This window comes from Acidithiobacillus ferridurans (assembly GCF_003966655.1).
Classification (GTDB): Bacteria; Pseudomonadota; Gammaproteobacteria; order Acidithiobacillales; family Acidithiobacillaceae; genus Acidithiobacillus; species Acidithiobacillus ferridurans.
Genome location: NZ_AP018795.1, coordinates 2,062,743 through 2,087,743 on the forward strand (window position 1 = coordinate 2,062,743; position 25,001 = coordinate 2,087,743).

The window sequence follows — 25,001 nt, forward strand, 5'->3', positions numbered from 1 at the left end:
CCTGCTTTTGGAGTAGACCGTGGCCAAAATCGATAGAAGTCTTCTGGTGGAAGAAGAAGCACAGATGGTGCCGGTGTTGCCTCTGCGCGATGTCGTGGTATTCCCGTTCATGGTAATCCCTCTTTTCGTGGGGCGGGCAAAGTCGATTCGCGCCCTGGAAGATGCAATGTCCGGCGAAAAGCAGATTCTGCTGGTATCGCAAAAAAATGCCGCGGACGATGATCCTCAACCGGAGAATATTTACCGGATCGGTACGCTGGCGACGATTCTGCAGTTGCTCAAGTTGCCCGATGGTACGGTCAAGGTGCTGGTCGAAGGAACAGACCGGGCTAAAATCGTATCTTTCCTGCCGGCGGAGGAATCCCTGCGCGCTCAGGTACAGATCGTGGTCAGTGGCGCGGCAAATGATCGTGAGCTGGAAGCGCTCATGCGTTCGGTCAGCGCCCAGTTCGAGGCCTACGTCAAGCTGAACAAAAAAATTCCCCCGGAGATACTATCCACTCTGGCGAGCATGGATGATCCCGCACGACTGGCCGACACCGTCGCGGCCCATCTCGGCCTCAAACTCGAAGAAAAGCAGGAAATTCTGGAGAAGGCGGACACCCGCGCCCGGCTGGAGCATCTGCTGGGCATGATGGAGTCTGAAATCGACCTGCTGCAGGTGGAAAAGCGCATCCGCGGCCGGGTCAAGCGGCAGATGGAAAAGAGCCAGCGCGAGTATTATCTGAATGAGCAGATGAAGGCTATTCAGAAAGAGCTGGGTGATCTGTCAGAAGAGGGCGGCGGTGAGCTGGATGAACTGGCACGTAAAATCGACAAGGCCGGGATGCCGAAGGATGTACGGACCAAGGCCGACGCCGAGTTGAAAAAACTGCGGATGATGAGCCCCATGTCGGCAGAGGCAACCGTGGTGCGCAACTATATCGACTGGCTGGTGGGGGTACCGTGGCGTAAACGCAGCAAAATCACCAAGGATCTCAAGCGGGCCAAGGCCATTCTCGATGCGGATCATTACGGCCTGGAAGACGTCAAGGAGCGCATTCTCGAATATCTTGCCGTACAGGAACGGGTCGGCAACAGCCGCGGTCCCATCCTGTGTCTGGTGGGCCCCCCCGGCGTGGGCAAGACCAGCCTGGGGCGCTCCATCGCTGCCGCGACTGGACGTAAGTTCGTGCGGATGTCCTTGGGTGGCGTGCGCGACGAAGCGGAAATCCGCGGACATCGGCGTACCTACATCGGGGCCCTGCCGGGTAAAATCGTCCAGAGCCTGGCCAAGATTGCTACGCGCAATCCGCTGATGTTGCTGGATGAAGTAGATAAGATGGCGATGGATTTCCGGGGTGATCCGGCCTCCGCGCTTCTGGAAGTGCTGGATCCCGAGCAGAACACGACGTTCAGCGACCATTACCTGGAAGTGGACTTCAATCTGTCCGAGGTGATGTTCGTTACCACGGCGAACACACTCAATATCCCGGCCCCATTGATGGATCGCATGGAGGTAATCCGGATCTCCGGATACACCGAAGACGAAAAGATCCACATCGCTACCAAGTATCTTCTGCCCAAGCAGATAGAAAAGGCGGGGCTGCTGGACGGGGAAATGCAGCTTTCCCAAACCGTCATCCGGGATATCATCCGTTACTACACGCGGGAAGCGGGTGTGCGTAATCTGGAACGGGAACTCGCACGTATTTGCCGGAAGGTGGTAAAGGAACTCCTGCTCGACAAAAAGCGCACGCGTGTGCAGGTTTCGGATCGCAATCTGGACAAGTATCTCGGGGTGCGCCGCTTCGACTTTGGCAAGGCGGAAAAGGAAAACCGTATCGGTGAAGTCACCGGTCTGGCCTGGACTGAGGTGGGTGGTGAGTTGCTGAGTATCGAGGCGGTGGTCGTGCCTGGTCGCGGCAAGCTGCTGATCACCGGTAAGCTGGGGGATGTCATGCAAGAATCCATCCAGGCGGCCATGAGTGTGGTTCGTGCGCGGTCGCGGGCGCTGGGCATTCCCGCAGATTTTTACCAGAACCATGACTTCCATATCCATGTGCCGGAAGGCGCCACGCCAAAAGACGGACCCAGCGCAGGCATCGGTATGGCCACTGCCTTGGTATCGGCGCTGACCAATATTCCGGTACATGCCACGGTCGCCATGACCGGGGAGATCACGCTGCGCGGCGAGGTCCTGCCCATTGGTGGGTTAAAGGAGAAGTTGCTGGCGGCACATCGCGGCGGCATCAGTACGGTCCTGATCCCAGCGGAGAATGAAAAAGATCTGCAGGAAATCCCCAAAAACGTGCGTGATGCGCTGACCATCAAGGTGGTCCGGTGGATTGACGAAGTGCTGGCGATCGCGCTGGAGTCTTCGCCGACACCTTTGCCGCCTGAAAGCGGGGGTGACGTGCTGGTTGGTGTGGTGCCCGGCAAAGGATCTTCCGAGGACAAGGCAATGGCACATTAGAGGCGGTATGAGGACTCATTCCCGCAATTTTAATAATGGAGAATGAGTCCAGAATGCGGCGATATCCAATGTTAATGTCCCTGATGGTGATGATTCCGGAGGGAAGGTCTGGCCGTCCTTTGTGACGTTAGGCATTTTATGCACTTTCTTGACCAGCCTTTTTTTACCCTGCTATAACGTTTTCTGGATAGAGTTGATGCGCAGTTATACCTAGTAACCGAGTCCATAACAGGAGAAAGAAATATGAACAAATCGGAGTTGATCGAGAAGATTGCAGAAGAAGCTGGCGTGACCCGTGCCGCCGCCGGCCATACTCTGGATGCGCTTGTCAAGGTGGTTACTGACGCGCTCAAGGCTGGTGATCAGGTAACTCTGGTCGGTTTCGGTTCATTTCTTGTTTCCAGCCGTGAGGCGCGCAAAGGCCGTAATCCCGCTACCGGCGCGGAAATCATGATCGCCGCAAGTCGCACGCCTAAATTTAAGGCTGGTAAAGCATTGCGTGATGCAGTAAACTAGCGCGTCTGGTTTGGGCGGTTAGCTCAGTTGGTAGAGCGTCGGCTTTACACGCCGAATGTCGGGGGTTCGAGCCCCTCACCGCCCACCACAAATTTTATTGGGGTGGTAGTTCAGTTGGTTAGAATGCCGGCCTGTCACGCCGGAGGTCGCGGGTTCGAGCCCCGTCCGCCCCGCCAATGCGAGTAAGGCGACCCTTTTGGGGCGCCTTTTTTTACGTCGGTATCGCGCGGTGGCGTGAATACCGATATCCGCTAGTAGAATTGTTCAGCGTTTTCTAAAATTGGTTATTGGAGCCGTCGTTAGCCTGTTTTTTTGGCGTTCCGGTTTTCGGGGGATATGTTTATGATGGAAACATTTCGGAATTTCGGCAGATCGTGGGTGGCAAAATCACTCATGGTTTTAATCGCGTTGTCTTTTGTGCTTTGGGGCGTAAGCGGGTATTTATTCTCCGGACACTCAGCCTCATCTGTCGTGGCGACGGTGGATGGCCAGAAGATCAGCGATGCCGCATTTCAGAAACGTATGAAAGATACCCTGGCGCGTTATAGCCATATTTTTGGCGCAACGACGGCGGCGAAGATGGCGGCGGATAGGAGTTTCGGTCTGGAGGTGCTTAATGGCTTGATTGACAACATGCTTTTGGGCAGGGAGGCGGGCCGCCTGAACTTGCAGGTGCCGGATGCTGCGTTGGCGAAAAAAATCGAATCCATTCCAGCCTTTCAGGAGAAGGGTGTTTTTTCCAAAAGCCTTTACCAGAAATTGCTGGCTGCCAATGGAATGACGCCGGCACAGTTTGAAGACATGCTGCGGGAGAGTATGCGTCTGGAGCAGTTGCAAGTCGTTCCTCAGGTTGTAGCCACGGCATCGAAGGTCGAGGCTACCCGGATTTGGGCTTGGTCACAGGAGTACCGTGATGTCAGCACCGTAGATGTCCGGGATAGCGACTTTGCTGCGGCAGCGGGGCCAACGGCTGCCGAGGTGGCCGATTACTACCACGCCCACATGGATCAATTCCAGTTGCCGGCGCAGGTGCAGGTACAGTATGTGGTACTGGGGCCGAAGGATTTTGTCGCCAAGAGTGGCACTCCGACCAGCCCGGCAGTCAGTTCTCCCCCTGTGGCGACCCCACATTCCGCTGTTGCCGTTAATAGCTCTGCCGAAAACGCCTTCCAGGCCCAAGTGGAGAATTTCAAGGATCGCCTGTTCAGCAGCCCCGATGGGTTGAACGCGGTTGCCAAAGCCTATGGCCTGACGGTTCAGGAAAGTGGCGTACTTACCGCTGGAAAGGTGCTTACCCAAGGACCTTTTTCGGACGCCAAAGCGCTTGATCTAGCGTTTAGCAAGGCGGTGCTCGCCGGAAAAAATAGCACCGCGCTTACCTTGGCGAACGGGGATTTGTTGGCGGTGCATCTGCTTCACTATACACCAGGTAGTGTCCAACCCCTGAGTGCCGTCGCAGGAACCATTACGGCAAAACTAACCACGGAAAAGGCGGAGCAACTGGCCCGGAAGAAAGCGCAGGCATTGCTGACGGCGGCGCGGCAGGCGAAGGATATGAATATGTTGACAGAGCATGGCGCCTATCCGCTGCATGCGTACCGCGATGTAACCAGACGTAATGCGCTGGGGTTGGATAAGGCGGTGTTGGAGGCGGCTTTCATGGCGCCCGCACCGGTTGGCGGTGTCCCCTCCATGGATATGGTGAAGACCGCGTCGGGCTACCGGATTTTTGCCGTTACACGCGTAACTGCCCCTGCGCCAGCGGCCATAAATCCCAAAGTGACGGCGCAAATTCGTGCCTCTCTGGAAGAGCAAAGGGGCCGTCTACTGGCGACTGCCTATCTGAAGGACTTGCGGGAACATGCCAAGGTGAAGATCAACAACGCGCAGTTGGCGCAGATTGCCCGTTGATCAATGACCTGTAGGAGGGGCGGTCAGCCGCTGTAGCAGAGCGGCCAGCGCCGCGCTGAAAATGCCGATCACGGCGCCGCCAAGCACATCGGCGGGGAAATGTGCACCGACCGCCATGCGTGACCATGCCACCAGCACGGCATACACCGCAGCGGGTATCCACAGGATTTTGGAGGCCTTCCCCAGGAGCAGGCTGCCGCCGAGCAGAAAGGCCATTGCCGCATGGCCGGAGGGAAAGCTGTGCCAATATTCCGGCCTTCCCAGCACATGTACCGACAGAGACCCAAGTGCAACTACCGGGCGGGGGTAAGCGAGCCCTGATTTGAGCGCCACGACGATCAGCCACACGGCCAACTCACCGACGGCAAAATTCCAGACAACAGCAAAGGGCAGCGTCAGGGGCCTTAGCCGGAAGGTCACCACGAGCAGGGCCATCCAGACAGGAAAATATGCCGGCTGGGCAACCCACGATACCGTCTCCATGACTGCGGAAAGCGTCGGCGTATCGCTCAGGTGATTCACCAGCAGAAAGATGCGGTCATTCCACCCGTACCATGTATACCATTCCGGCTGCGGGAGCATCGTGGACAATGTCAGCTCATACCCAGGGCGACAAGCCAAAGTCCGACCCCGCCCAGAGCACTGAGCATGGCCATGCCGAAAAGCCAGACCCTTCCAGTCAAGGCCGTGACAGAGGCCAGTGAGATGGCGATTTGTAAAAAGATCATCGCAATGGCCATGTCGTTATGCGGCCTGTTCAATTGCTCCGAACGCATATTGGCCGCTGTGGAAAGTTGTTCCAGTTGCCGGGCTTCGGCCTGAACGGTCTTTTTCTGGCTCGTATATTTGATGATTTCCTTCTGGTATGGCTCTGCCTGTTTCTGCGGAGTCAGATCCACAGCCAGTTGCATGAGATGCTCTTTGGTGCTGATGGCCTGGTAGTAGTTCCACTGATCCGTCGCCTTGGCTTTCTCCAGCACCGCCTCGTTCTTGGCCAGCAACACCTCGTTCATCAGATGAGTCCCCTGATAACTGACAACCGCGCCGATGGTGGCCAGCAGCGCGGTGAAAATAGCCACCCACTGACTGAGGGAATGCTTGTGGGCGGGAGATTCGGCAGCCAAATGAGCGGCTTCTTCGTGCGGGGCATGGGTGTGCAGGGATTCGCTCATGGATTTTGTCCTTTTTACTGGAATGGTTGGCGTAGGGAACCGGAAGGCCCTGCGGCGCCGCAATTATCCTCTATCGCCGCAATTCTGCCTAGCAGTCACACGGTTGGTCCATATCTTCAGGAAACCTGCTCAGATAACGGTGCGCCGCTTGACCTGACCGGTCGGCCAGCTTATAAAACGCCCACTCAGGAGGTGATCGATGTCAGTCATGCCAGAACTTCACGGAGCCTCCAGCGAGGCGGATGTGTTGCAGCAATTGCCCGAGGACGTGCGGGAGCGCATCAAGGATCGCTGGCGGATTTATCAACTCCGCCATCACCCCTCCTGGTGGCGGAGGCTGATGCTGTTTCTGAGCCTGATCGGGCCGGGTATCCTGGTGATGATCGCCGACAACGATGCCGGAGGCGTGATTACCTATGCCCAGACCGGGGCGATGTATGGTATCGGTTTCTTCGTTCCCTTCCTGCTGCTCATGATCCCGGTGGCCTATGTGGTGCAGGAGATGACCGTGCGTCTTGGCGCGGTGACTCACCGGGGACATGCCGAGATGATCTGGGGGCGTTATGGCGCTTTCTGGGGGGTGTTTTCGCTGCTGGATCTGACTGTGGCGAATATCCTGACCCTGGTGACGGAGTTTATCGGTATTCGGGTCGGCATGAGCGTGTTTTCTGTGCCGCCGGTTCTTTCGGTCGCTGTGGCCTGGATCTTTCTCGCCGGGACCATGATCTTTCTGCATTATAACACCTGGGAGCGGCTGGCATTGTGGATTGCCGCAGGCAATATCGTATTTGTGCCCCTGGCTATCGCGGCGCACCCGGACTGGGGCCAGGTTATTGCCGCCGTGGGCAACTGGCATATTCCGGTGGGGACTGCGGTAGGCGCCTTTACCTATGTCATACTCGCCAACCTCGGAACGACGATCGCGCCGTGGATGCTCTTTTTCCAGCAATCCTCGGTGGTCGACAAGGGCCTTACGGTCAATGACATCCCCAGTGGCCAGGCCGATACCGCCTTCGGAAGCCTTTCCATGGGTATCATCGCCATTGCCATCGTCATCCTGACGGGTACTCTGGCGTATGGGCATCTCAACGCCGCCCAGTTTGACATACAGGCGATCCTCCATCTGTTACGAGAGAGCAGCCTCGGTAGTGTCGGAACCGCACTGTTCGCTCTGGGCCTCGTCGAGTCGGGGCTGATTGCGGCCATTGCCATTACCGCAAGTACTTCCTGGGCGGTGGGCGAAGCCCTCAAGCTGCCCCGGAGTCTGAACCTTCGGCCGCAACGGGCCTTGCCCTTTTATCTGTCCGGTATCCTGAGCGCCGGAATGGCTGCTCTGGTGGTGTTGATCCCGCAAATCCCACTGGGTTTTCTGAACCTGACCGTACAGGTGATCGCTTCCATATTCATGCCTGCAGCGATGTTGTTTTTGCTCATGCTGCTGAATGATCGCGAGATCATGGGGAGCTATGTGAACCGGCGCTGGCAAAATTATTCCGCATTCACCATCGTTGGTTTCCTTATTCTGGCCAATGCCGTTTATGGCTATACCGTCGTCTTCCCGTCCGCCTGAGGAGTTTCGTATGCATTCCCAAGAAGACTTTCATTCCGCGGCGACACCGGAATTTCTGGCGTTTCTGGAAGATGAAGTCCATCAGGAACCCAAACCACTGACCCGTGCGCCGATCCAGGGATGGATACAGGTGGCCTTCTGGGGACTGCGTATTTACATCGCGGTCATGCTGATCATGGTGGCCATCGGTTTTGCGCGCGGTATACATTGATCGAGGAGGGCAGGACAGTGCGGAGCACGCAATGACATCTTCATCAACGCCCGTTTCCGCATCTACTTTTCGTCTGGACTGGTCCGCAAAAGTCATTTTATTTGCCATTCTGTCATCCATTTTTTTGGCGGCGATGGACCAGACCGTGGTCTCTACCGCCTTGCCGACCATCGCCCGCGATCTCCATGGTCTGGCCAAACTACCCTGGATTGTGACCGCTTATCTGCTGACCTCCACCGTCTGTTTGCCGGTATATGGTAAACTGGGGGATCTTCTGGGGCGCAAGTATCTCCTGCAATCGGCAGTGTTGCTGTTTTTGGCAGGATCGGTGTTGTCCGGTCAGGCGCAAACCATTGACGAGCTGATGGTGTTTCGGGCCTTGCAGGGTATTGGCGGTGGCGGCTTGCTGGTGACCGCCATCGCCTCCATCTCGGACTTCATTCCCATTACCCAGCGCAGCCGCTATCAGGGGCTGGTGGGCGCCGCCTTTGGTCTCGCGACCTTGGCCGGGCCCTTTCTCGGTGGCTTCATCGTGGAGACCATGGGGTGGCGTTGGATATTCTATATCAATGTGCCCATCGGCATATTTGCCTTTTTCATCATCGGCTTCGCCTTTCCCAAACCGAAAACGGCCGAAAAGGTGCGGATGGATGTGCCGGGAACGGTCCTGCTGACCACCAGCCTGAGCGCCCTGGTGTTATTCGCCAGCGTGTCCGGGACGGTGTTGCCCTGGGATTCGGCCGGACCATGGCTTCTTCTCGCCGCGGGGCTGAGCGCGTTCGGCGGATTTATACGGTCTGAGCGGCATCATCCGGAACCTCTGTTGCCGCTCGCTTTTTTTCGTTTCAGAACGTTTTCGCTGAGCGTAATCATCTCTTTTTTTGTCGGGGTGGCGATGCTCGGCTCCGTCAGCTTTCTGCCCATTTATTTGCAGGACGTGCGTGGTTTCTCGCCGACTGCCTCCGGTCTGGAACTGCTATTTTTGCTCCTGGGCATGCTGGCCATGTCGGTGCTGACCGGGCGCCGGATCAGCCGGACTCAGCGTTATCGGGAGTTTCCCATCGCCGGCGCCCTGCTCATCACCCTGGCGCTTGGGCTGCTTTCCATGCTCGGGCAGCATATGCCCATGTGGCGCATCGACGCGGTACTGGTGCTGCTGGGACTGGGGCTGGGCACGACCATGCAGGTGCTGGTGCTCTCCGCCCAGCTTGCGGTGCCGCATCGCCACCTGGGGGTGGCGACGTCCACCGTCACCTTGTTCCGTTCCATGGGCGGCACTCTGGGGGTTGCGGCTTTCGGCGCCGTGTTTTCTGCCTTTTTGGCGGGGGATCTCACGGTGATGTCCAGGAGGGGGCGCCTGCCCTGATCGTCCAGACGCTGCATACGGACTTTTTGATCGCAGCGCTGTTCAGCTTTGCCGCATCGGTCTGTGCGTGGTTTTTGGAGGATATGCACGTGCTCGTCAAGCGCCGGGATGCCCTCGATCGAGGGTGATCACCGAGTAAGCTGAGGATGGGTGGCGAGTAATTCTTCCGCTTCCCGGCAGAGCGCGCGCCGCTCGAGGATGGTGGCGGGCAGACGGCCGCCCGCCTGCCGCCACAGGACGGCCGCACGGACGCCGCTGAGGAGGAGGGTACGGATGCGTGCGGCATCGTCCGGGTCGCTCAGGAAACGGCTCTCTCCGCTGACGATGATGCGCGGGCGGAGAATGCCGATGGCCTCGGTGTAAGTCTGGGCGAGCCCGGCAACGATGCTGCGTTGCATCGGATCAGCAAAGTGGGCGATCTGGCGTTGGGCCTGCTCGACGCCTTCCTGAACGCGCCGGGTGGCCGAGGCGTTTTTGAGCAGGTGCTTGCCGAGGGTGGTCAGCGCCATGCTGTAGCGCAGCAGTTCGGCCTCCCGGGCGTTGCCGGGACCGCGTTGCAGCAGCGGGCAGAGCAGCGCCAGAGAGTGACGCAGGCTGTCGACATCGCCCAGGGCGCGCAGGCTGTCCTTGCTGTCCAGCGTCAGAACGCTCCTGATGCAGGTCTGCAGGAGGTCTCCGGGTTGTGCGCCATTACGCGCGATGTCTTGCACCAGCAGGGCGCTGCGCAGGACACCGGCGAGGCCCAGGGCGCGGTCACGCCGCCGCCGGGCGTCAGGGAGAAGGAATGACCACATGGGTTTACGCCTGTCGTAGGAGAAGGGGGCAATTCATCGTTTAAGCGGGTTCACCATTCAAAATGTCGCCCAAGGCATGAATCAGCGCGCCGACCTGGGTTTCGGTCAGTTTGCGCCCCCGCTCGTTGAGAATGAAAAAGGTGTCTTCCACTCGCTCACCGAAGGTGGAGACTTTGGCGCCGTGGATATTGATGTGCAATGCGCGCAGCGTCTCGCCGACCTGATAGAGCAGGCCGAGGTGATCTGCAGCGCGGACTTCCAGCAGGGTATAGCGGGGCAGGACGCCATTGTCCACGCGGATCTCGGCGGGAACGTGTGCAAAAAAACGGTGGCGCGGATCGCAATGGCGCAACCCAAAACGGGGTTTGCGCACGGCTTTCCCTTCAAGAACAGCGCGGAGTTCGGCAGCCAGGTCGGCATGGGCCTGGGCGCTGTGGGCGAAAGCGTGGCTATTGTCGATGACCAGGAAGGTGTCGATGGCGCGACCATCCTCGCTGGTATCGATCCGGGCGTCGAGGATGTTCAGGGATTGCCGGTCGAGGGCACCGGTAATCTGCTGGAAAAGTCCCGGTCGGTCCGGGCCGTAAATCAGGACCTCACTGCCCTCGGGCGCGTGGGACCGCACCGCGACCAACGCTTTCCGGCTTTTGTGGGCAAGTATCTCCCGGCAATGCCAGAGTAGTTCGTCTTCTGTGTAACGCAGAAAATACGGGCCCGAAAGCTGCTGCCAGAGGGCGTGTACACGTGGATGGTCGGTACTGATGATTTTCTGCAGAACAGCCTGCTGCTTATCGGAGATGATCTGCGGAAGGTCCCGGGTCTGGCGGTCTTTCCGCTGAAGTTCCGTGGCCGTCGCCCGGTATAGTGTACTGAGCAGCAGTCCCTTCCAGTCATTCCAGAGTTCCGGGTTGGTGGCACGCATGTCGGCGACGGTGAGGAGCAGCAGATAGGCAAGATGGCGTTCATCCCGGACCAGTTGGGCAAAGTCGCCGATGACCTGAGGGTCTTCAAGGTCGCGGCGCTGGGAGACAGCGGACATTCGCAGATGTTGTTCCACCAGCCAGACGACCAGGTCTGTATCGCAGGGCGACAATCGCAGACGCCGGGCAAAACGCCGGGCTTCCTGAGCGCCGATTTTGGAGTGATCGCCGCCGCGGCCTTTGCCGATATCGTGGAAGAGACCGGCCAGCACCAATAACTCCGGTTTTTCCACCTGCCGCCGGGCGGCTTCGGCGACGGGCAGGAGTGGTGCCTCGCCAGTCCAGATCTGACCGAGGTTGCGGAGCAGAAAAAGGGTATGCTGGTCGACGGTATACGCATGGAAGAGATCGTGCTGAATACGTCCGGTGATACGTCCGAAGGCAGGGAGTATGCGTGCCAGCAGACCACATTGCTGCATCATGGCGAGGCTGCGATAGGCGCCGTCGGGCTGGGCGAGAATGGCGAGAAGTTGCTTCTGCGCGACGGGATCTTGGTCCAGATCCCGCGGGTGAATGGCGTTCCGCAAGGCGTACAGATGGCGTTGCGTCTGTGCGTCGAGGGTGCGCCACCGGGGGTCTTCCGCCAGGCTACGGAACAGGCTCAGAATATGCCGGAGCAATTGTACATCATTGCGATGCAACGTGGGCCGGGACAGGGCCACGCGCTGGTCGGTAACCTCCAGCGCTGGGGTGCGTGCGGCCAGATGCTGCGCGATGTTTTCCTGGGCAATGGCGGCGATACGCAGAATATCGGCGAAGGCGCGATAGAGTTTCTGCATCAATTGTTCGACGGCGGTACGTCCCGGCCGATCGGTGTAGCCTAGTTGCCGCGCCAGAGGTGCCTGTAGATCGAGGCGCAGACGGTCTTCGTGGCGTCCGGTGGCGTGGTGCAGGGCGATCCGCAGGCGGGAGAGCAGGGCCTGGGCGCGCAGGAGCTGACGATATTCCTCGCCGGTAATGATGTCCTCATCGCGCAGGCGACGCAGACTGCCCTCCCCGAAAACACTGGCCGCGAGCCATTGCAGATGATGGATATTGCGTAGCGCACCGGGACCTTCCTTGAGGTTGGGTTCGAGGTGAAAGGCCGTGTCGCTGCAGCGGGCGTGTCGGTTTTCTTGCTCCGCCAGTTTGGCAGCGAAAAAAAGCGAGGGAGGCCAGGGGGGATTTTCCCGTAACGCGTCGCTCAGTTGTTGCAATAATGGGTGCGATCCGGCCAGATAACGGGATTCCAGCAGGGTGGTGGCGATACCCAGATCCTGACGCGCCTCCTGCAGGCATTCGTCCACGCTGCGGACGCTGTGCCCCACCTGCATCTGCAGGTCCCAGAGGCAGGTCAGGAAGCCTTCGATGAAGCCCTTTTGTACCGTCGTGAGCGTCGGTGGGGTCAGAATCAGGAGATCGATGTCGGAGCGGGGGAAGAGGGTGCCGCGCCCGTAACCGCCTACGGCCGCCAGGGCGAGTTCTTGCGCCGTCGCCGCATCTGCACCCGATGTGCTCTGCCAGAGCCTGCGCAGGGTACTGTCCACCGCGCGGCAGCGCTGGTGGAGCAGAGCGCTGGCACTCTGCTGTGGCGAGGGGGCGGCTGGCGAAGACCGAACTTCGCCCAACGCAGCGGGCGTCCGGGACTGCGCGGGGTGGATCGTCATTGTCAGACGGGGTCGCCGGGCAGTTGGGTCAGTATTTCATAACCATCATCGGTGACCAGAATGGTATGCTCCCACTGGGCGGAGGCACTGTGATCCTTGGTAACGATGGTCCAGCCGTCGGGCAGGGCCTTGATGTAGCGTTTGCCGGCATTGACCATGGGTTCGATGGTAAAAGTCATGCCCGGCACCAATTCAATGCCTTCACCAGGATTGCCATAATGCAGCACCTGCGGCTCATCGTGGAATTTGCGGCCGATGCCGTGCCCGCAGAACTCCCGGACGATGGAACAGTGCTGCGCCTCGGCGTAGGACTGTATGGCATGACCGATATCGCCCAGGGTTGCGCCGGGTCGCACCTGCTGAATGCCACGCACCATGGCTTCATGAGCCACTTCCATCACCCGACGCGAACGCAACGGCACCTCACCGACGGTGAACATTTTGCTGCTGTCTCCGTGATAGCCATCCTTGATGACCGTGACGTCAATGTTGAGCATGTCGCCATCCCTGATGACGCGCTCGCCGGGAATACCGTGACAGATCACATGGTTGAGGGAGATGCAGACGGATTTGGGAAAGGGTGGATATTCCGGGCTGGGCTGATAGTGGAGCGGCGCGGGAATGCCCTGCAGATCGTTGACGATATAGTCGTGGCAGATGCGGTCCAGTTCATCGGTGGTAACGCCGGCTTTGACATGGGGGCCGATCATCTTCAGCACCATGGCCGTGAGCTGGCCCGCCACCCGCATTTTTTCCACTTCTTCTGCGGTCTTGATGCTGTCCTGGGGGGACGTTTTGCTGCGTTGTAACATGCTGTTCTCCTGAAGCGGCTAAAAGAGAAGCGGTTCCGCCACACTGAGGCTTATTTTATCAGGACTGAGGTGGGTCCGGTAGGCCAGAATTTCCACACCGTCGGTGCGTGCCCGGCGCAGTGCCTTCCCATAGGCCGGATCAATGGCGTCTGCGGGCGCAAAACCCCGACCGTCTTCCCGGCCGATCAGGAAAAGCATCACCGCCCGCCCGCCGCCGCGGACCACCTCCGTCAATGCCCCCAGGTGACGCAGGGCGCGGCTGCTGACGGCGTCGGGGAAGCGGATCACACCGTCTTCCTCCAGCAGGGTGCAGGATTTTACCTCTACGTAGCAGGGCGGCCGACCCTCGGAACTGAGCAGGACATCCACCCGTTCATGGCTGCCGTAAGGCACTTCGCGGCGCAGTTGTGCGTAGTTTCGCAAGGCGGGTATATCGCCCGCAGCGATAGCCTCGGCGACCACGGCATTGGGGCGCTGGGTGTTGATGCAGACCCAGCTGGCGCCGCTCCAGTAGAGTTCCCAGGTCCAGGGAAGTTTGCGTTTAGGGTTGCCGCTCAGGGAGATCAGGATGGGCTGGCCGGGTTCGGCGCAACTGCGCATGCTCCCGGAATTGGGGCAGTGCACAGTGATGATCTCGCCGCTGGCCAATGCGCAGTCGGCAAGAAAGCGCTTGTAGCGGCGGATCAGGGTGGCAGGGGTGAGGGACGGCAGATTCATGATGCTCAGCCTAGCGCTGTTCGACGGTGGGGGCCAGTGGGGTAATGCGATAAAGGAGTTGCCCCTCGGCCATCCGGCTGAGCGCCCAGTCGCGCCATTCTGCGGCAGGGCCGCCATGCAATCCGGCTGGCGTCATCCAGCCGAGCAGTCGCAAGGTCTCCTCCCAGGCCTGGCTGGGTTCGCCCGCCCAGGCGGGGCTGCCGAGGCTTTTGGACAGCTTGCGACCGTCGGCGTTACAGAGCAGGGGCAGGTGCCCATATTGCGGGGAGGGCAGGTCCAGCGCGCTTTGCAGATAACGTTGCGTACCAGTGAGGGCACGCAGATCGCCGCCGCGGATCACTTCGCTGATGCCCTGCTCTCCGTCGTCCACGACAGAGGCCAGGATATAGGCGAAGTAGCCGTCGGCACGCAGCAGGATGGGGTCACCCTGTGCTGCGGGCGTATCTTGCCAGCCGTGGAAACGATCCTCCCAGAGGGGCAAGGTGTCCGGCACCCGCAGACGCCAGGAGCGGGCCCGCCGTCCGGATGCCAGGCCTTGCCGGCAGACGCCCGGATAGCGCTCGCCGAAGCCTCGGATGTCCCGGCGGGTGCAGGCACAGGGGTAGGCCATGCCCTTGGATTGCAAAGCTGTCAGCGCTTGCTGATAGATCGCCTTGCGCGGAGACTGGGTCAGCACCGGTCCGTCCCAGTCCAGCGCCATGGCCTCCAGTTGCCGGAGAATGGCGTCGGCGGCACCCGCTCGCACGCGGCCCTCATCCACATCCTCCAGGCGTAGCCGCCAGCACCCGCCCTGACTACGGGCGCTGAGATAACTGCCGACGGCAGCAATGAGTGATCCCGCATGGAGCGGGCCGCTGGGGGAGGGCGCAAAGCGTCCGGTGACGGCGGGGGTACTGGGCATGGCTTCCTTCAGGTGGTGACCTTGCTATAGTAGCGCAAGCAGTGGCCAAGACGGAGTGAACATGGCGGGCGGAGAGTTTGCGTTCATCGAGCGGTTGCGGTGCCGACTGGGCAAGACGGCCAGTGGTGTGCGGCTAGGTATCGGTGATGACGCCGCCTGGTTGGACCCAGCGGGTCGCCAACTGGTGGCGACCATGGATACCCTGGTCGCCGGTCGTCACTTTTTCCCCGAGGTCAGCCCGGAAGACCTCGCCTGGAAAGCCCTTGCGGTGAATCTCAGTGACTTGGCCGCCATGGGTGCGGAAGCGCGTTGGTGTCTGCTCAGCCTGGCCCTGCCGCGGCGGGAGGAAGGCTATGGGGAGTGGTTGGAAGCATTCGCAACGGGTTGGAGCGCGCTCGCCGACCGGCATGACGTTACCCTGGTCGGCGGCGATACAGTGGCTACGGATGGGCCGCTGACCGTCTCCGTAACCGCATTGGGACTTTCCGGCCATGGGGTGATGCGCCGTGACGCGGCACGACCGGGAGACGTGATCTGGGTTACCGGCACTCTTGGCGATGCGGCCGCCGCCCTGGACCTGGCTTTGCTGGAACGTGACCAGGAGAGGCAGGCAGTTCCCTGCTCAGCACCACAGCGGGACGCATTGGAGGCACGACGGCTGCGTCCCACGCCCCGTCTCGAATTCGGCGCGGCGGCGCTGGCGGGTGGTGTACTTTGTGCCGTGGATTGTTCCGACGGCTTTCTGGCCGACCTTGGCCATATTCTGAAGGCTTCGGGTGTCCATGCGCAGGTCGCCCTGGATGCGCTACCCTTGAGCCCGGATCTCGCGGATCTGGCGCGGACCGACCCGGAACGCCTGCGACGCTGGCCCCTCACCGGTGGTGATGATTATGAACTGATCCTCTGTGCCGCTCCTGCCTTATCGACGGCAATGCAGGAGGCCGCCCGGTCGCTCTCCCTGCGCTTGACGGCGGTGGGCAGCATCCTGCCAGCGACCCCCGATGCCCGTGCCGCGGTCACCCTGACCTGGCGGGATGAACCGCTGTCGCTGCCCTTTTCCTGGGGGCATGTCCATGCACTCTAGGCCCTGGTATCACTGGCTGGCGTTGGGCGGCGGCAGCGGCCTGTCGCCCATTCTGCCCGGCACCATGGGTACCATCGCTGCCATTCCCTTGTATCTGCTGCTGGCCCTCGTGGTGCAGAACAATGTGGTTTATACGTTGGTGTTGGTGGCGATCATCGCCGTAGGACCATGGCTCTGCGGGCAAACCGCGCGGGAGATGCAAAATGGCGGCGGCATGCGGGCCCTGGACCCGCCGGCCATCGTCTGGGATGAATGGGCGGGCCTGTTGCTCACCCTCTGGCTGGTGCCTTTCAGCTGGTGGACGCTACTCGCCGGGTTCCTGCTCTTCCGCTTTTTTGACATGCTCAAACCTTGGCCGATTTCCTGGCTGGATAAACATATTCATGGAGGCACGGGAATCATGCTCGATGATTTGGCTGCGGCGATCCCGGCACTGATTCTTCTGCGACTCATGCTGTGGGGAGGCTGGTTATGACGGATGACCCTACGGACCGTCTGCGGATATTCTTGCCCATGCGCCCCGCGGCCTTGCCCGATGCCCAGCGTCTGGCGGCCTGGGCCACGCGGGCCGGGATGGAGGTTCGGGTGGAACTCGTCGCCACATTGCCCGATTGTTCCGCCACGGCGCTGGCCATTGGCGAGTTTGTGAACGCCGCGGACTGGATAACATCATCATCCCGCACCCATCTGCCGGCCGGCGACTGGGCCTCGTTGCGTGATTGGGCAAGCCCGTATCTGCCCGTTTGCGACGTGCCTTTTAGCCTTTTCAACGACAACGGCACCACGCCGGAAGTTTTGCCGGGCGAGTATTGGGTCGAGGCCGGAACACCGTGCGCCATGTCGCTGCACATGGCGCCGCCGGAATGGTCCTTACTCCAGCGCGCCAGTGCGCGGGACACCCGGCTCGCCCTGGCGGAGTCTTGTACCGGCGGCGATTTGGCCGCGCGGATCACCGCCCTGCCCGGCTCCTCGGCGCTGCTGCGCCACGGGTTTGTCACCTACAGTAATGAAGCGAAAATTCGGTTGCTGAAGGTGCAGGAAGCGACCCTCGCGCGGGTCGGGGCCGTAGCGGAGGAGACCGCCCTGGAAATGCTCGCCGGTGCATTGCGCGAAGCGGACATCGCCGCGGCGATCACCGGCATCGCCGGGCCGGGAGGCGCCGTGCCCGGCAAGCCGGTGGGTACCGTCTGTATTGCCTGGGGGGCACGGGGCATGGAACTGCAGGTGCGGACCGGTCACTTTCACGGAGACCGTTGGTCGGTGCAGTATGCGGCGGGTTCGGTAGCCCTGGGCGGATTGCTGGGGTTGTTGCGGTAACCATCGGCCGTTTGCCCCGCCCGCCCGCTCAGGTAGAATGCCGGGAAAGGTTGTTCCGATGACCCAGCAGTACCGGATCATCAGGCCCTGCCGCGCGCTACTACAATAAGGTGTTTTGCAAGGACGGGTTACCCCTTGATTCTGGAGAAGGAAAATATTATGGATGAACAGCGCAGCAAGGCCCTTTCGGCGGCCCTGTCACAGATTGATAAACAGTTTGGTAAAGGCGCCGTCATGCGTCTTGGTGATCATAATGCCATCAAGGACATCGAGGTCTACTCCACCGGTTCGCTGGGTCTGGATCTGGCGCTGGGTGTTGGCGGCCTGCCCCGAGGCCGGGTGGTAGAGATCTACGGGCCGGAATCTTCCGGTAAGACGACTCTCACCCTGCATGCCATAGCCAGTTGTCAGGCTGCAGGCGGCACCGCCGCCTTTATTGATGCCGAGCACGCGCTCGACCCGGGCTATGCCCACAAGCTCGGCGTCGATCTCGAAAACCTCCTGATCTCCCAGCCCGATACCGGCGAGCAGGCTCTGGAAATCGCTGACATGCTGGTGCGTTCCGGGGCGGTGGACCTCATCGTCATCGACTCCGTGGCCGCGCTGACCCCCAAAGCGGAAATCGAAGGCGACATGGGCGATTCCCACGTCGGTCTGCAGGCGCGTCTGATGAGTCAGGCGTTGCGCAAGCTCACCGCCAATATCTCCCGGACCAACACCCTGGTCATTTTCATCAACCAGATTCGCATGAAAATCGGGGTGATGTATGGCAGTCCGGAAACCACCACCGGTGGTAACGCCCTTAAATTCTACGCCTCCGTGCGTCTGGATATCCGCCGCATCGGCGCGATCAAGAAGAGCGACGAAGTGGTGGGTAACGATACCCGCGTCAAGGTGGTCAAGAATAAGGTCGCACCACCTTTCCGCGAAGCCGAATTTGCCATCTATTACGGTGAAGGCATCTCCCGACTGTCGGAACTGGTGGACCTCGGTGTGAAGTTCGACATCGTCGAAAAAAGCGGCGCCTGGTACAGTTACCAGGGCGAGCGTATTGGTCAGGGCAAGGACAATGCCCGCCAGTACCTCAAGGAGCATCCGGAACTGGCGGCCAATATCGAGCAGCGGATACGGGCAGCGGCAGCAGGACACCCTTTGGCCTTTGCCGAAGAGGTGGCAGAGCCCGCAGCGGTCGGCTAGTTGACGGCAGAACGCGGCGATCCCACCGCGCTGGCGCTACGGTTGCTGGCGCGCCGGGAGTATGGACGCCGGGAGTTGCGTGACAAACTGCTCCGTGCGGGATATGACGCGGGGGACGTGGCGCTGGCGCTGGAGGCGCTCGTCGCTGCCGGCTATCAGGATGATGCGCGTTATGCGGAAATGCTCACCCGTACCCGCGTGCGTCAGGGGCACGGGCCGTTGCGCTTGCGTCAGGACTTGCAGCGGGCAGGGGTGGAGGCTACCGCAGCCCTGGAGATTGACTGGCTGCAGCAAGCGCAAGCCGTCTGTCAGAAGCGTTTCGGCGACACGCCGCCGACGGACGCCAGAGATTATGCCCGGCGCGCTCGCTTTCTGGCGGGACGGGGATTTACCGGAGAGACGATTCGCCGAGTGCTGGGCGCCGGTAGAGAAAGGGATTTCTCTGCCGATTGACAGCGGGTGAGGGGCGGAGAAACCCCGCCCGGAGACAAAAACATTTTATCTTTACACAACGGAAGACCGATGCAAGCGCAAGCCATTCGCCAAGCTTTTCTGGAGTATTTTGTGGAACAGGGGCATCAGATCGTGCCCTCCAGTCCCCTGATTCCCCGTAACGATCCGACCCTGCTGTTTACCAATGCCGGTATGGTGCCCTTCAAGGACGTGTTTCTTGGCCTGGAAACCCGTCCCTACCGGCGCGCCGTTTCCTCGCAGCGTTGCATGCGTGCGGGTGGCAAGCACAATGATCTGGAAAATGTCGGTTACACGGCGCGGCACCATACCTTCTTCGAGATGCTGGGCAACTTCTCCTTTGGAGACTATTTCAAGCGTGAAGTGATCGGTTTCGCCTGGCGTTTCCTCACCGAACGTCTGGGCCTGCCGCCGGAAAAGCTCTGGATTACGGTATACGAAGAGGATGATGAGGCGGCCGACATCTGGCTGAACGAGATCGGTATCGATCCTGCGCGCCTCTCCCGCTGTGGCGAGAAGGACAACTTCTGGAGCATGGGCGACACCGGTCCCTGCGGCCCCTGTTCGGAGATTTTCTATGACCACGGCCCCCATATTCCCGGAGGCCCTCCGGGTAGTCCGGAGGAGGATGGCGATCGCTATATCGAAATCTGGAATCTGGTCTTCATGCAGTTTGACCGGGACAGCAGCGGCACCCTGACCCCGCTGCCAAAACCCTCCGTCGATACCGGCATGGGTCTGGAGCGTCTCGCGGCCGTGCTCCAGGGCGTACATAACAACTATGACACCGATCTCTTCAAGCCGCTGATTGCCGCAGCAGCCGCCATCAGCGGCAAAACGTATGGGAGCGATGCGGCGACGGACATCAGTTTGCGGGTGCTGGCGGATCACATCCGCGCCTGCAGTTTTCTTATCACCGATGGCGTCCTGCCCGCCAACGAGGGCCGCGGCTATGTGCTGCGCCGCATCATCCGCCGCGCCGTGCGTCATGGCCGCAAGCTGGGCATGGAGACGGTGTTTTTCCATCAACTGGTGGCGCCGCTGGTGGCGGAGATGGGCAGCGCTTTTCCTGAACTCACGCGGGCACAGCATGAAGTCGAGCGTGCTCTGGAGCGTGAGGAAACCCGATTCCGGGAAACGCTGGAGCGCGGACTCAGTCTGCTGGAGGAGGCTATTGCGGATCTTGCAGCGGGTGCCGCCATCCCCGGCGAGATCATTTTCCGGCTCGCGGATACCTTTGGCTTCCCTGTCGATCTAACCGCTGATATCGCCCGCGAGCGCGATCTGATCATGGATATGGCGGGCTACGAGGCGGCTATGGCGGAGCAGCGCAGCCGCTCCCGTGCCGCCTGGGCGGGCAGCGGTGAGGTCAAAACCGAGCGGGTGTACCACGATCTGGCCATGCGGCTGCCGGTTACCGAGTTCACCGGCTATTCGGCCTGTGCCGATGAGGGGAAGGTTGTGGCGCTGATCCGCGATGGTGAAGAGGTGGCCTTCCTCGAAGCGGGGGATATGGGTGTGGTTATTCTCGACCGGACGCCCTTTTATGGGGAGTCCGGTGGGCAGGCGGGAGACCGTGGCGAACTCCAGTCGAATGATGCCCTGTTCGCCGTGACTGACACCCAAAAGCCCATGGGTCACCTGCATGTGCATTTGGGGCGCGTGGAATCCGGGCGCCTGCAGATCGGCGATATGGTGGTTGCCAGCGTCGACGAAGTGGCCAGACGGGCGACGGCCGCACATCACTCCGCGACCCACCTGCTCCATGCCGCCCTGCGCAACATTCTTGGCAGCCATGTGCAGCAGAAGGGTTCGCTGGTCAACCCGGAGCGGCTGCGTTTCGACTTCAGTCAGCCGGAACCGGTGACGGCCGCACAGTTGCGGGAAATCGAGCGCGTGGTCAACGCCGCTATCCGTAATAATGTCGGCGCCGAAACCCGGATCCTGCCGGTCGCCGAGGCACAGGCCCTGGGTGCCATGGCCCTCTTTGGCGAGAAGTACGGAGACGAGGTGCGGGTGGTGCGCATGGGTGACTTCTCCATGGAACTCTGTGGTGGCACCCATGTGGAGGCGCTGGGCGATATCGGTGTTTTCAAGATCCTCAGCGAAAGCGGTGTGGCAGCGGGTATCCGGCGTATCGAAGCAGTCACCGGCGCGGTAGCGCTGGAGGCCATTCAGCGTGATGAAGAACGCCTGCAAGCGGCGGCGGGACTGTTGAAAGTTGCCCCTGCAGAACTGGACCAGCGTCTGGCGCAAACCCTGGAGCGCCTGCGCCAGTTAGAAAAAGAGCTGGAAAAGGTCAAGCGGGATGAAGCCGTCAGAGCGGGTGCCGGTCTTGCCGCAGAGGCCGAGGATGTGGGCGGAGTACCGGTATTGATCAGGCGCCTGGAGGGGATGGATGGCAAAGCCTTGCGCGATGCCCTGGATCGCCTGCGCAGTCAGTTACCGGATGGCGTCATCGTCCTTGCGGGTGTGGAAGGGGAGAAAGTGGCGTTGATTGCCGGAGTCGGCAAAGGATTGACTGGACGGGTTCACGCCGGAGAACTGGTAAATATGGTGGCACAACCGTTGGGCGGCAAAGGGGGTGGGCGTCCGGAACTGGCGCAGGCCGGGGCCGGCAATCCGGCGGCCTTGGATGCCGCCCTCAATGCCGCCCGCGACTGGGTCAGAGGCAAACTCGGCTAGTTTCGACCCTGCCACGATCCTTGTCAGTGAGGACCGTGGCCTTGGTCGTGACCGTTATGTCCCCGACCCGGTCCACCACGATCCTCCGGTCGCTGCGCAGGTCCGTGGCCTTCCGGTCCCCGAAAGGTGCCGGGTGGCCGCTGCTCCGGCCCACGATACTGTGGTTGCGGACGTTCCGCCGGACGGAAATGGCGCCACTGCGGGTCGCGATAATGGCGACGGGCATCGCGCTGGACGTTTTGCCAGTCGCGATAATTCCAGTGACGGAGCGCGGGTGGCGGCGCGGCGATGGGGCGCCATGGTCCGCGATAGCCCGGCCCGGCCCACCAGCGGTTACCGTAATAGTAATAGTAGCTTGAGCCCAGATAGAAAATGGGCTGAGGCACGCCATAGGCGGCATAAACTCCGAGGTTGCTCAACCAGATCATCAGGGGTGGCGTGGCGATCGCCATCGGCGGATAGCCCGGTGCCGCATAGATGGGTGGTGCCCCGACATTCAACTGTATGTCTACGGGGGATGCGCTGGCCCCGGTGACTGCCGTTCCGGCATACAGGATGGCGCCGGATACCAACCAGGCGATGTGACGCTGTTTCCCATTCATAAGGATGCTCCTCCAGACTTTTGTTTGGACCACATTGCTAAAGGTACCACCCCGGGTTCCTTCATGCACACCCGGATATCGTCGATGATCGTCGGCCAAAGAAGGGCCGCCAGTTCGCCGGGCGGCGGAAGGGAGGCTACATGGCCCGTTTCGATCCCGTAAATAAGCACCCGGGACGGCAGATCCTCCAGGGCGCGACCCAAGGCCAGGGCCTCGGCCACACCGAAGCCATGGCTCGACAGCAGCCCGGTGCTGTCGTCCAGTTCCAGCATATCCAGGCGCCGCACTGTGCCGGGCAGCGCGCCGCTGCGCATGGTGTCCAGGAGAATGGCCAGACGCGCGCCGCGCATGGCCGTGAGCAGGAGGCTGCCGGGGCGATCGCAGAGCGTGACGTGGACCACTCCCGCGGGGAAATGCCTGGGCAGGCCCGCCTGTTCCAGGGCCTCCGCGAGCCGCCAACCCAGATCGTCGCCCGCGACGGGCGAACCGATGCCGAGGATGCGGACCGGGTTCACCGCCGTTCCACCCGAACCTTCAGGAAATGGGTGGCGCAAGAGATGCAGGGATCGTAGTTGCGGATCACCATTTCGGCATGTTGGCGCAGGGTCTCGTCGTCCCGGTCCAGACCCAGGGTCTCCAGGGAGCGACGCAGGTCCGCCTCGATACGCGCCTGGTTCTGGCTGGTGGGCGGGACGATGCGGGCATGCAGCACCTGACCTGCGGCATCCAGATCGTAGCGGTGCCAGAGTAGACCGCGGGGGGCCTCCGTGCACCCGTACCCAATGCCGGAGCGCGGCACAGCGGGGACGAAGGGCGCCTCTGGCTCGGCGTAATCTTCCAGCAGGCGGCTGGCCTCCAGAAGGGCATAATGGATCTCTGCCGCCCGCGCGACAATGCTGTGGAACATGTTGCGGCTGGGAAAAGCGATGCCGGTACGCCCCAGGGCCTCCCGGACGGGTGTATGCAGGCGATCCAGATTGAGGTTGAGCCGCGCAAGGGGACCCACCAGGTAGGGGCGTCCGTCCAGCGCCGCATAGAGGGCGGTGGAGTGGGGTTCCTGATGCTCCCGGAAATGGCTTTCGTAGTCGGCGATGGGAATGTCCAGGCCGTCACTGGAGACGATGCGCCCCTCGTTCATGGGGTACTCATCCCGGTGGCGCAGGGCGACGCTGACAAAGTCCTGAGGGTCGTCGGGCAGGTTCAACGCGGCGGTCCAGGCCACCAGGGCCTCGGCCCCCGGCAGAGCGGCCCGCACCTGCTCCCGGAGTACCGCCACCTCCGCCCGGTTAGGCGCACGGTGAAAGCCCCCCACCCGGGCGCCCACGGGATGCACCGAGCGACCGCCGAAAAAGCGGATGATCTCATTGCCCAATGCCTGGAGGGCGAGCCCCCGGCGCACGACGTCGGGATACGCGCGCGCCATCTCGGAGACGCTGCTATAACCCAGGAAATCGGGCGCTGCCAGCAGATGGATGTGCAGGCTGTGGCTCTGTATCCACTCGCCGCAGTAGAACACCCGACGCATGGCCCGCACCCAGGGACCTGGTGCCAGGCCGAAGACGCCCTCGATGGCATGCACGGCGCTCATCTGATAGGCCACTGGGCAGATGCCGCAGATGCGTGCCACCATGTCCGGGATCTCCTGGTATTCCCGGTCTTCCAGGAACTTCTCGAAGAGTCGCGGCGGCTCGAAAATGCGCAGGCGCAGGGTTTGAATGCGCCCGTCATGCACTTCCAGGTCGAGGGCACCTTCCCCTTCCACCCGTGCCAGGACGGGCACGCAGAGGCTGATCTCACGGCTTTGAGTCATGGGCCTGCTCCCGCCAATGGCGGCCCGCCTCGGCAAAGGCCGGGGCGCCGCTGTTGATGAAGAGGAAACGCCGTGCGACGGCCTCCGGCACCAGGCCGAGTCCCTCCAACCGCCGCCCCAATGCCATGGCGTTGGGGTTTTCCGCCGGTCCATAGCAGGCGTAGCAATCGCGTCCGAAACGGGGGCACAGCGCCCCGCAGCCGGTGCGCGTCACCGGCCCCATGCACGGCAGTCCCTTGGCCACCAGTACGCAGACTGCCTGATGGCGTTTACACTCCAGGCAGACCTTGTCCTTTTCGAGCGCGGGTACGACCCCGAAAAGGAGGGCGCGCACCGCCCCCAGGACTTGGCGCCCGTTCACCGGGCAGCCCCACAGTTCCATATCCACCGGGACATGGGCGGCGATGGGGGTAGAGGTGGCCAGGCTATGGATGTGTTCGGGCTGGGCGTAGATCTCCGCAATCCAGCCGGGGCCGTCGGCCAGGTTGCGCAAGGCCTGGAGGCCGCCGGCGGTGGCGCAGGCGCCGATGGTGATGAGCCACCGGCTGTTTTTGCGGATTTTCTGGATGCGCTCCTCATCCTCGGACGTGGAGATGCTTCCCTCCACGAAGGCAATATCCACGACCGCATCCGGGTCCACGGGGCCGGCCTCGGCGAAGTGGACGATCTCCACCAGTTCGGCAAGCCGCAGCAGGTCTTCCCCCAGATTCAGGAAGGCCAACTGACAACCGTCGCAGGAACTGAACTTGTGCACCGCGAGGCGCGGTTTGCCAGTGGCCATGAC

23 protein-coding genes and 2 tRNA genes are annotated in these 25,001 nt (G+C 61.2%); 14 read left to right on the plus strand and 11 right to left on the minus strand.

The window, feature by feature from the left end; genetic code table 11:
* The first annotated feature begins 19 nt into the window (after positions 1–19).
* The 5 genes from lon to AFERRID_RS10670 all read left to right on the plus strand — a co-directional run bounded on the left by lon (position 20) and on the right by AFERRID_RS10670 (position 4,882).
* Positions 20–2,455, plus strand: a complete 2,436-nt coding sequence (gene lon / locus AFERRID_RS10650; protein ID WP_113526713.1) for an endopeptidase La — start codon at positions 20–22, stop codon at positions 2,453–2,455.
* Between the two features lie 243 nt (positions 2,456–2,698).
* Entirely contained in the window at positions 2,699–2,971 is a 273-nt protein-coding gene (locus AFERRID_RS10655; protein ID WP_012536433.1) for an HU family DNA-binding protein, read from the plus strand.
* Positions 2,972–2,983: 12 nt separating this feature from the next.
* Positions 2,984–3,059, plus strand: a tRNA-Val gene (locus tag AFERRID_RS10660).
* A gap of 11 nt (positions 3,060–3,070) precedes the next feature.
* Positions 3,071–3,147 (plus strand) — tRNA-Asp (locus AFERRID_RS10665).
* A gap of 166 nt (positions 3,148–3,313) precedes the next feature.
* On the plus strand, positions 3,314–4,882 hold the full coding sequence (locus AFERRID_RS10670) for a peptidylprolyl isomerase (RefSeq protein ID WP_126605174.1): 1,569 nt from the start codon (positions 3,314–3,316) through the stop codon (positions 4,880–4,882).
* Here the strand turns inward: AFERRID_RS10670 and AFERRID_RS10675 are convergent, their stop codons facing one another.
* The gene (locus AFERRID_RS10675; protein WP_113526795.1) at positions 4,883–5,464 is read right to left on the minus strand and encodes a phosphatase PAP2 family protein; all 582 of its coding nucleotides are present in this window, start codon (positions 5,462–5,464) and stop codon (positions 4,883–4,885) included.
* Positions 5,465–5,475: 11 nt separating this feature from the next.
* Positions 5,476–6,054 carry a DUF4337 domain-containing protein gene (locus tag AFERRID_RS10680; protein ID WP_113526711.1) on the minus strand — a complete coding sequence of 193 codons (579 nt, stop codon included), beginning with the start codon at positions 6,052–6,054 and terminating at the stop codon, positions 5,476–5,478.
* A gap of 199 nt (positions 6,055–6,253) precedes the next feature.
* Here AFERRID_RS10680 and AFERRID_RS10685 point away from each other — a divergent pair, with 199 nt between their 5' ends.
* The 3 genes from AFERRID_RS10685 to AFERRID_RS10695 are packed head-to-tail and all read left to right on the plus strand — an operon-like array spanning position 6,254 to position 9,201.
* Positions 6,254–7,624, plus strand: a complete 1,371-nt coding sequence (locus AFERRID_RS10685; protein ID WP_113526710.1) for an NRAMP family divalent metal transporter — start codon at positions 6,254–6,256, stop codon at positions 7,622–7,624.
* Positions 7,625–7,634: 10 nt separating this feature from the next.
* Positions 7,635–7,835 carry a hypothetical protein gene (locus AFERRID_RS10690; RefSeq protein ID WP_113526709.1) on the plus strand — a complete coding sequence of 67 codons (201 nt, stop codon included), beginning with the start codon at positions 7,635–7,637 and terminating at the stop codon, positions 7,833–7,835.
* A 31-nt stretch (positions 7,836–7,866) separates the two neighbouring features.
* Positions 7,867–9,201: an MFS transporter gene (locus tag AFERRID_RS10695; RefSeq protein WP_232027521.1), complete on the plus strand. Its 1,335-nt coding sequence runs from the start codon at positions 7,867–7,869 to the stop codon at positions 9,199–9,201.
* 128 nt (positions 9,202–9,329) lie between these two features.
* On the opposite strand, the gene hflD is transcribed toward AFERRID_RS10695, so the two are convergent.
* From hflD to gluQRS, 5 genes are read right to left on the minus strand one after another with little or no spacing between them, the layout of a single operon-like run.
* Positions 9,330–9,995: a high frequency lysogenization protein HflD gene (gene hflD / locus AFERRID_RS10700; RefSeq protein ID WP_113526707.1), complete on the minus strand. Its 666-nt coding sequence runs from the start codon at positions 9,993–9,995 to the stop codon at positions 9,330–9,332.
* A 40-nt stretch (positions 9,996–10,035) separates the two neighbouring features.
* Complete coding sequence (gene glnD / locus AFERRID_RS10705) at positions 10,036–12,621, minus strand: [protein-PII] uridylyltransferase (RefSeq protein WP_126605175.1); 2,586 nt, start codon at positions 12,619–12,621, stop codon at positions 10,036–10,038.
* Positions 12,622–12,623: 2 nt separating this feature from the next.
* Entirely contained in the window at positions 12,624–13,433 is an 810-nt protein-coding gene (map, locus tag AFERRID_RS10710) for a type I methionyl aminopeptidase (protein WP_126605176.1), read from the minus strand.
* 18 nt (positions 13,434–13,451) lie between these two features.
* Entirely contained in the window at positions 13,452–14,150 is a 699-nt protein-coding gene (sfsA, locus tag AFERRID_RS10715) for a DNA/RNA nuclease SfsA (protein WP_113526704.1), read from the minus strand.
* A 10-nt stretch (positions 14,151–14,160) separates the two neighbouring features.
* Positions 14,161–15,051: a tRNA glutamyl-Q(34) synthetase GluQRS gene (gene gluQRS / locus AFERRID_RS10720; protein ID WP_113526703.1), complete on the minus strand. Its 891-nt coding sequence runs from the start codon at positions 15,049–15,051 to the stop codon at positions 14,161–14,163.
* Positions 15,052–15,112: 61 nt separating this feature from the next.
* Here gluQRS and thiL point away from each other — a divergent pair, with 61 nt between their 5' ends.
* The 6 genes from thiL (at position 15,113) to alaS (ending at position 21,805) form a co-directional block, all read left to right on the plus strand.
* Positions 15,113–16,135, plus strand: coding sequence for a thiamine-phosphate kinase (gene thiL / locus AFERRID_RS10725; protein WP_126605177.1), 1,023 nt, complete (start codon positions 15,113–15,115; stop codon positions 16,133–16,135).
* Positions 16,125–16,610, plus strand: a complete 486-nt coding sequence (locus tag AFERRID_RS10730; protein ID WP_113526701.1) for a phosphatidylglycerophosphatase A family protein — start codon at positions 16,125–16,127, stop codon at positions 16,608–16,610. The genes thiL and AFERRID_RS10730 overlap by 11 nt, the downstream gene beginning before the upstream one ends.
* Positions 16,607–17,452, plus strand: a complete 846-nt coding sequence (locus tag AFERRID_RS10735; RefSeq protein WP_126605178.1) for a CinA family protein — start codon at positions 16,607–16,609, stop codon at positions 17,450–17,452. Before AFERRID_RS10730 ends, AFERRID_RS10735 begins: the two co-directional genes overlap by 4 nt.
* 159 nt (positions 17,453–17,611) lie before the next feature.
* Positions 17,612–18,649 (plus strand): recombinase RecA, encoded by a 1,038-nt coding sequence (recA, locus tag AFERRID_RS10740; RefSeq protein ID WP_012536446.1) that lies wholly within the window; start codon positions 17,612–17,614, stop codon positions 18,647–18,649.
* On the plus strand, positions 18,650–19,102 hold the full coding sequence (locus AFERRID_RS10745; RefSeq protein ID WP_113526699.1) for a regulatory protein RecX: 453 nt from the start codon (positions 18,650–18,652) through the stop codon (positions 19,100–19,102). It begins immediately after the preceding gene.
* Between the two features lie 69 nt (positions 19,103–19,171).
* Positions 19,172–21,805, plus strand: coding sequence for an alanine--tRNA ligase (gene alaS / locus AFERRID_RS10750; RefSeq protein ID WP_126605179.1), 2,634 nt, complete (start codon positions 19,172–19,174; stop codon positions 21,803–21,805).
* A 23-nt stretch (positions 21,806–21,828) separates the two neighbouring features.
* Here the strand turns inward: alaS and AFERRID_RS10755 are convergent, their stop codons facing one another.
* From AFERRID_RS10755 to AFERRID_RS10770, 4 genes are read right to left on the minus strand one after another with little or no spacing between them, the layout of a single operon-like run.
* Entirely contained in the window at positions 21,829–22,407 is a 579-nt protein-coding gene (locus AFERRID_RS10755; protein ID WP_126605180.1) for a hypothetical protein, read from the minus strand.
* On the minus strand, positions 22,404–22,922 hold the full coding sequence (locus AFERRID_RS10760) for a hydrogenase maturation protease (protein WP_113526696.1): 519 nt from the start codon (positions 22,920–22,922) through the stop codon (positions 22,404–22,406). The genes AFERRID_RS10755 and AFERRID_RS10760 overlap by 4 nt, the downstream gene beginning before the upstream one ends.
* Complete coding sequence (locus tag AFERRID_RS10765; RefSeq protein WP_113526695.1) at positions 22,919–24,217, minus strand: Ni/Fe hydrogenase subunit alpha; 1,299 nt, start codon at positions 24,215–24,217, stop codon at positions 22,919–22,921. Before AFERRID_RS10765 ends, AFERRID_RS10760 begins: the two co-directional genes overlap by 4 nt.
* Entirely contained in the window at positions 24,201–24,998 is a 798-nt protein-coding gene (locus AFERRID_RS10770) for an NADH-quinone oxidoreductase subunit B family protein (protein ID WP_126605181.1), read from the minus strand. Before AFERRID_RS10770 ends, AFERRID_RS10765 begins: the two co-directional genes overlap by 17 nt.
* Positions 24,999–25,001: the final 3 nt, after the last annotated feature.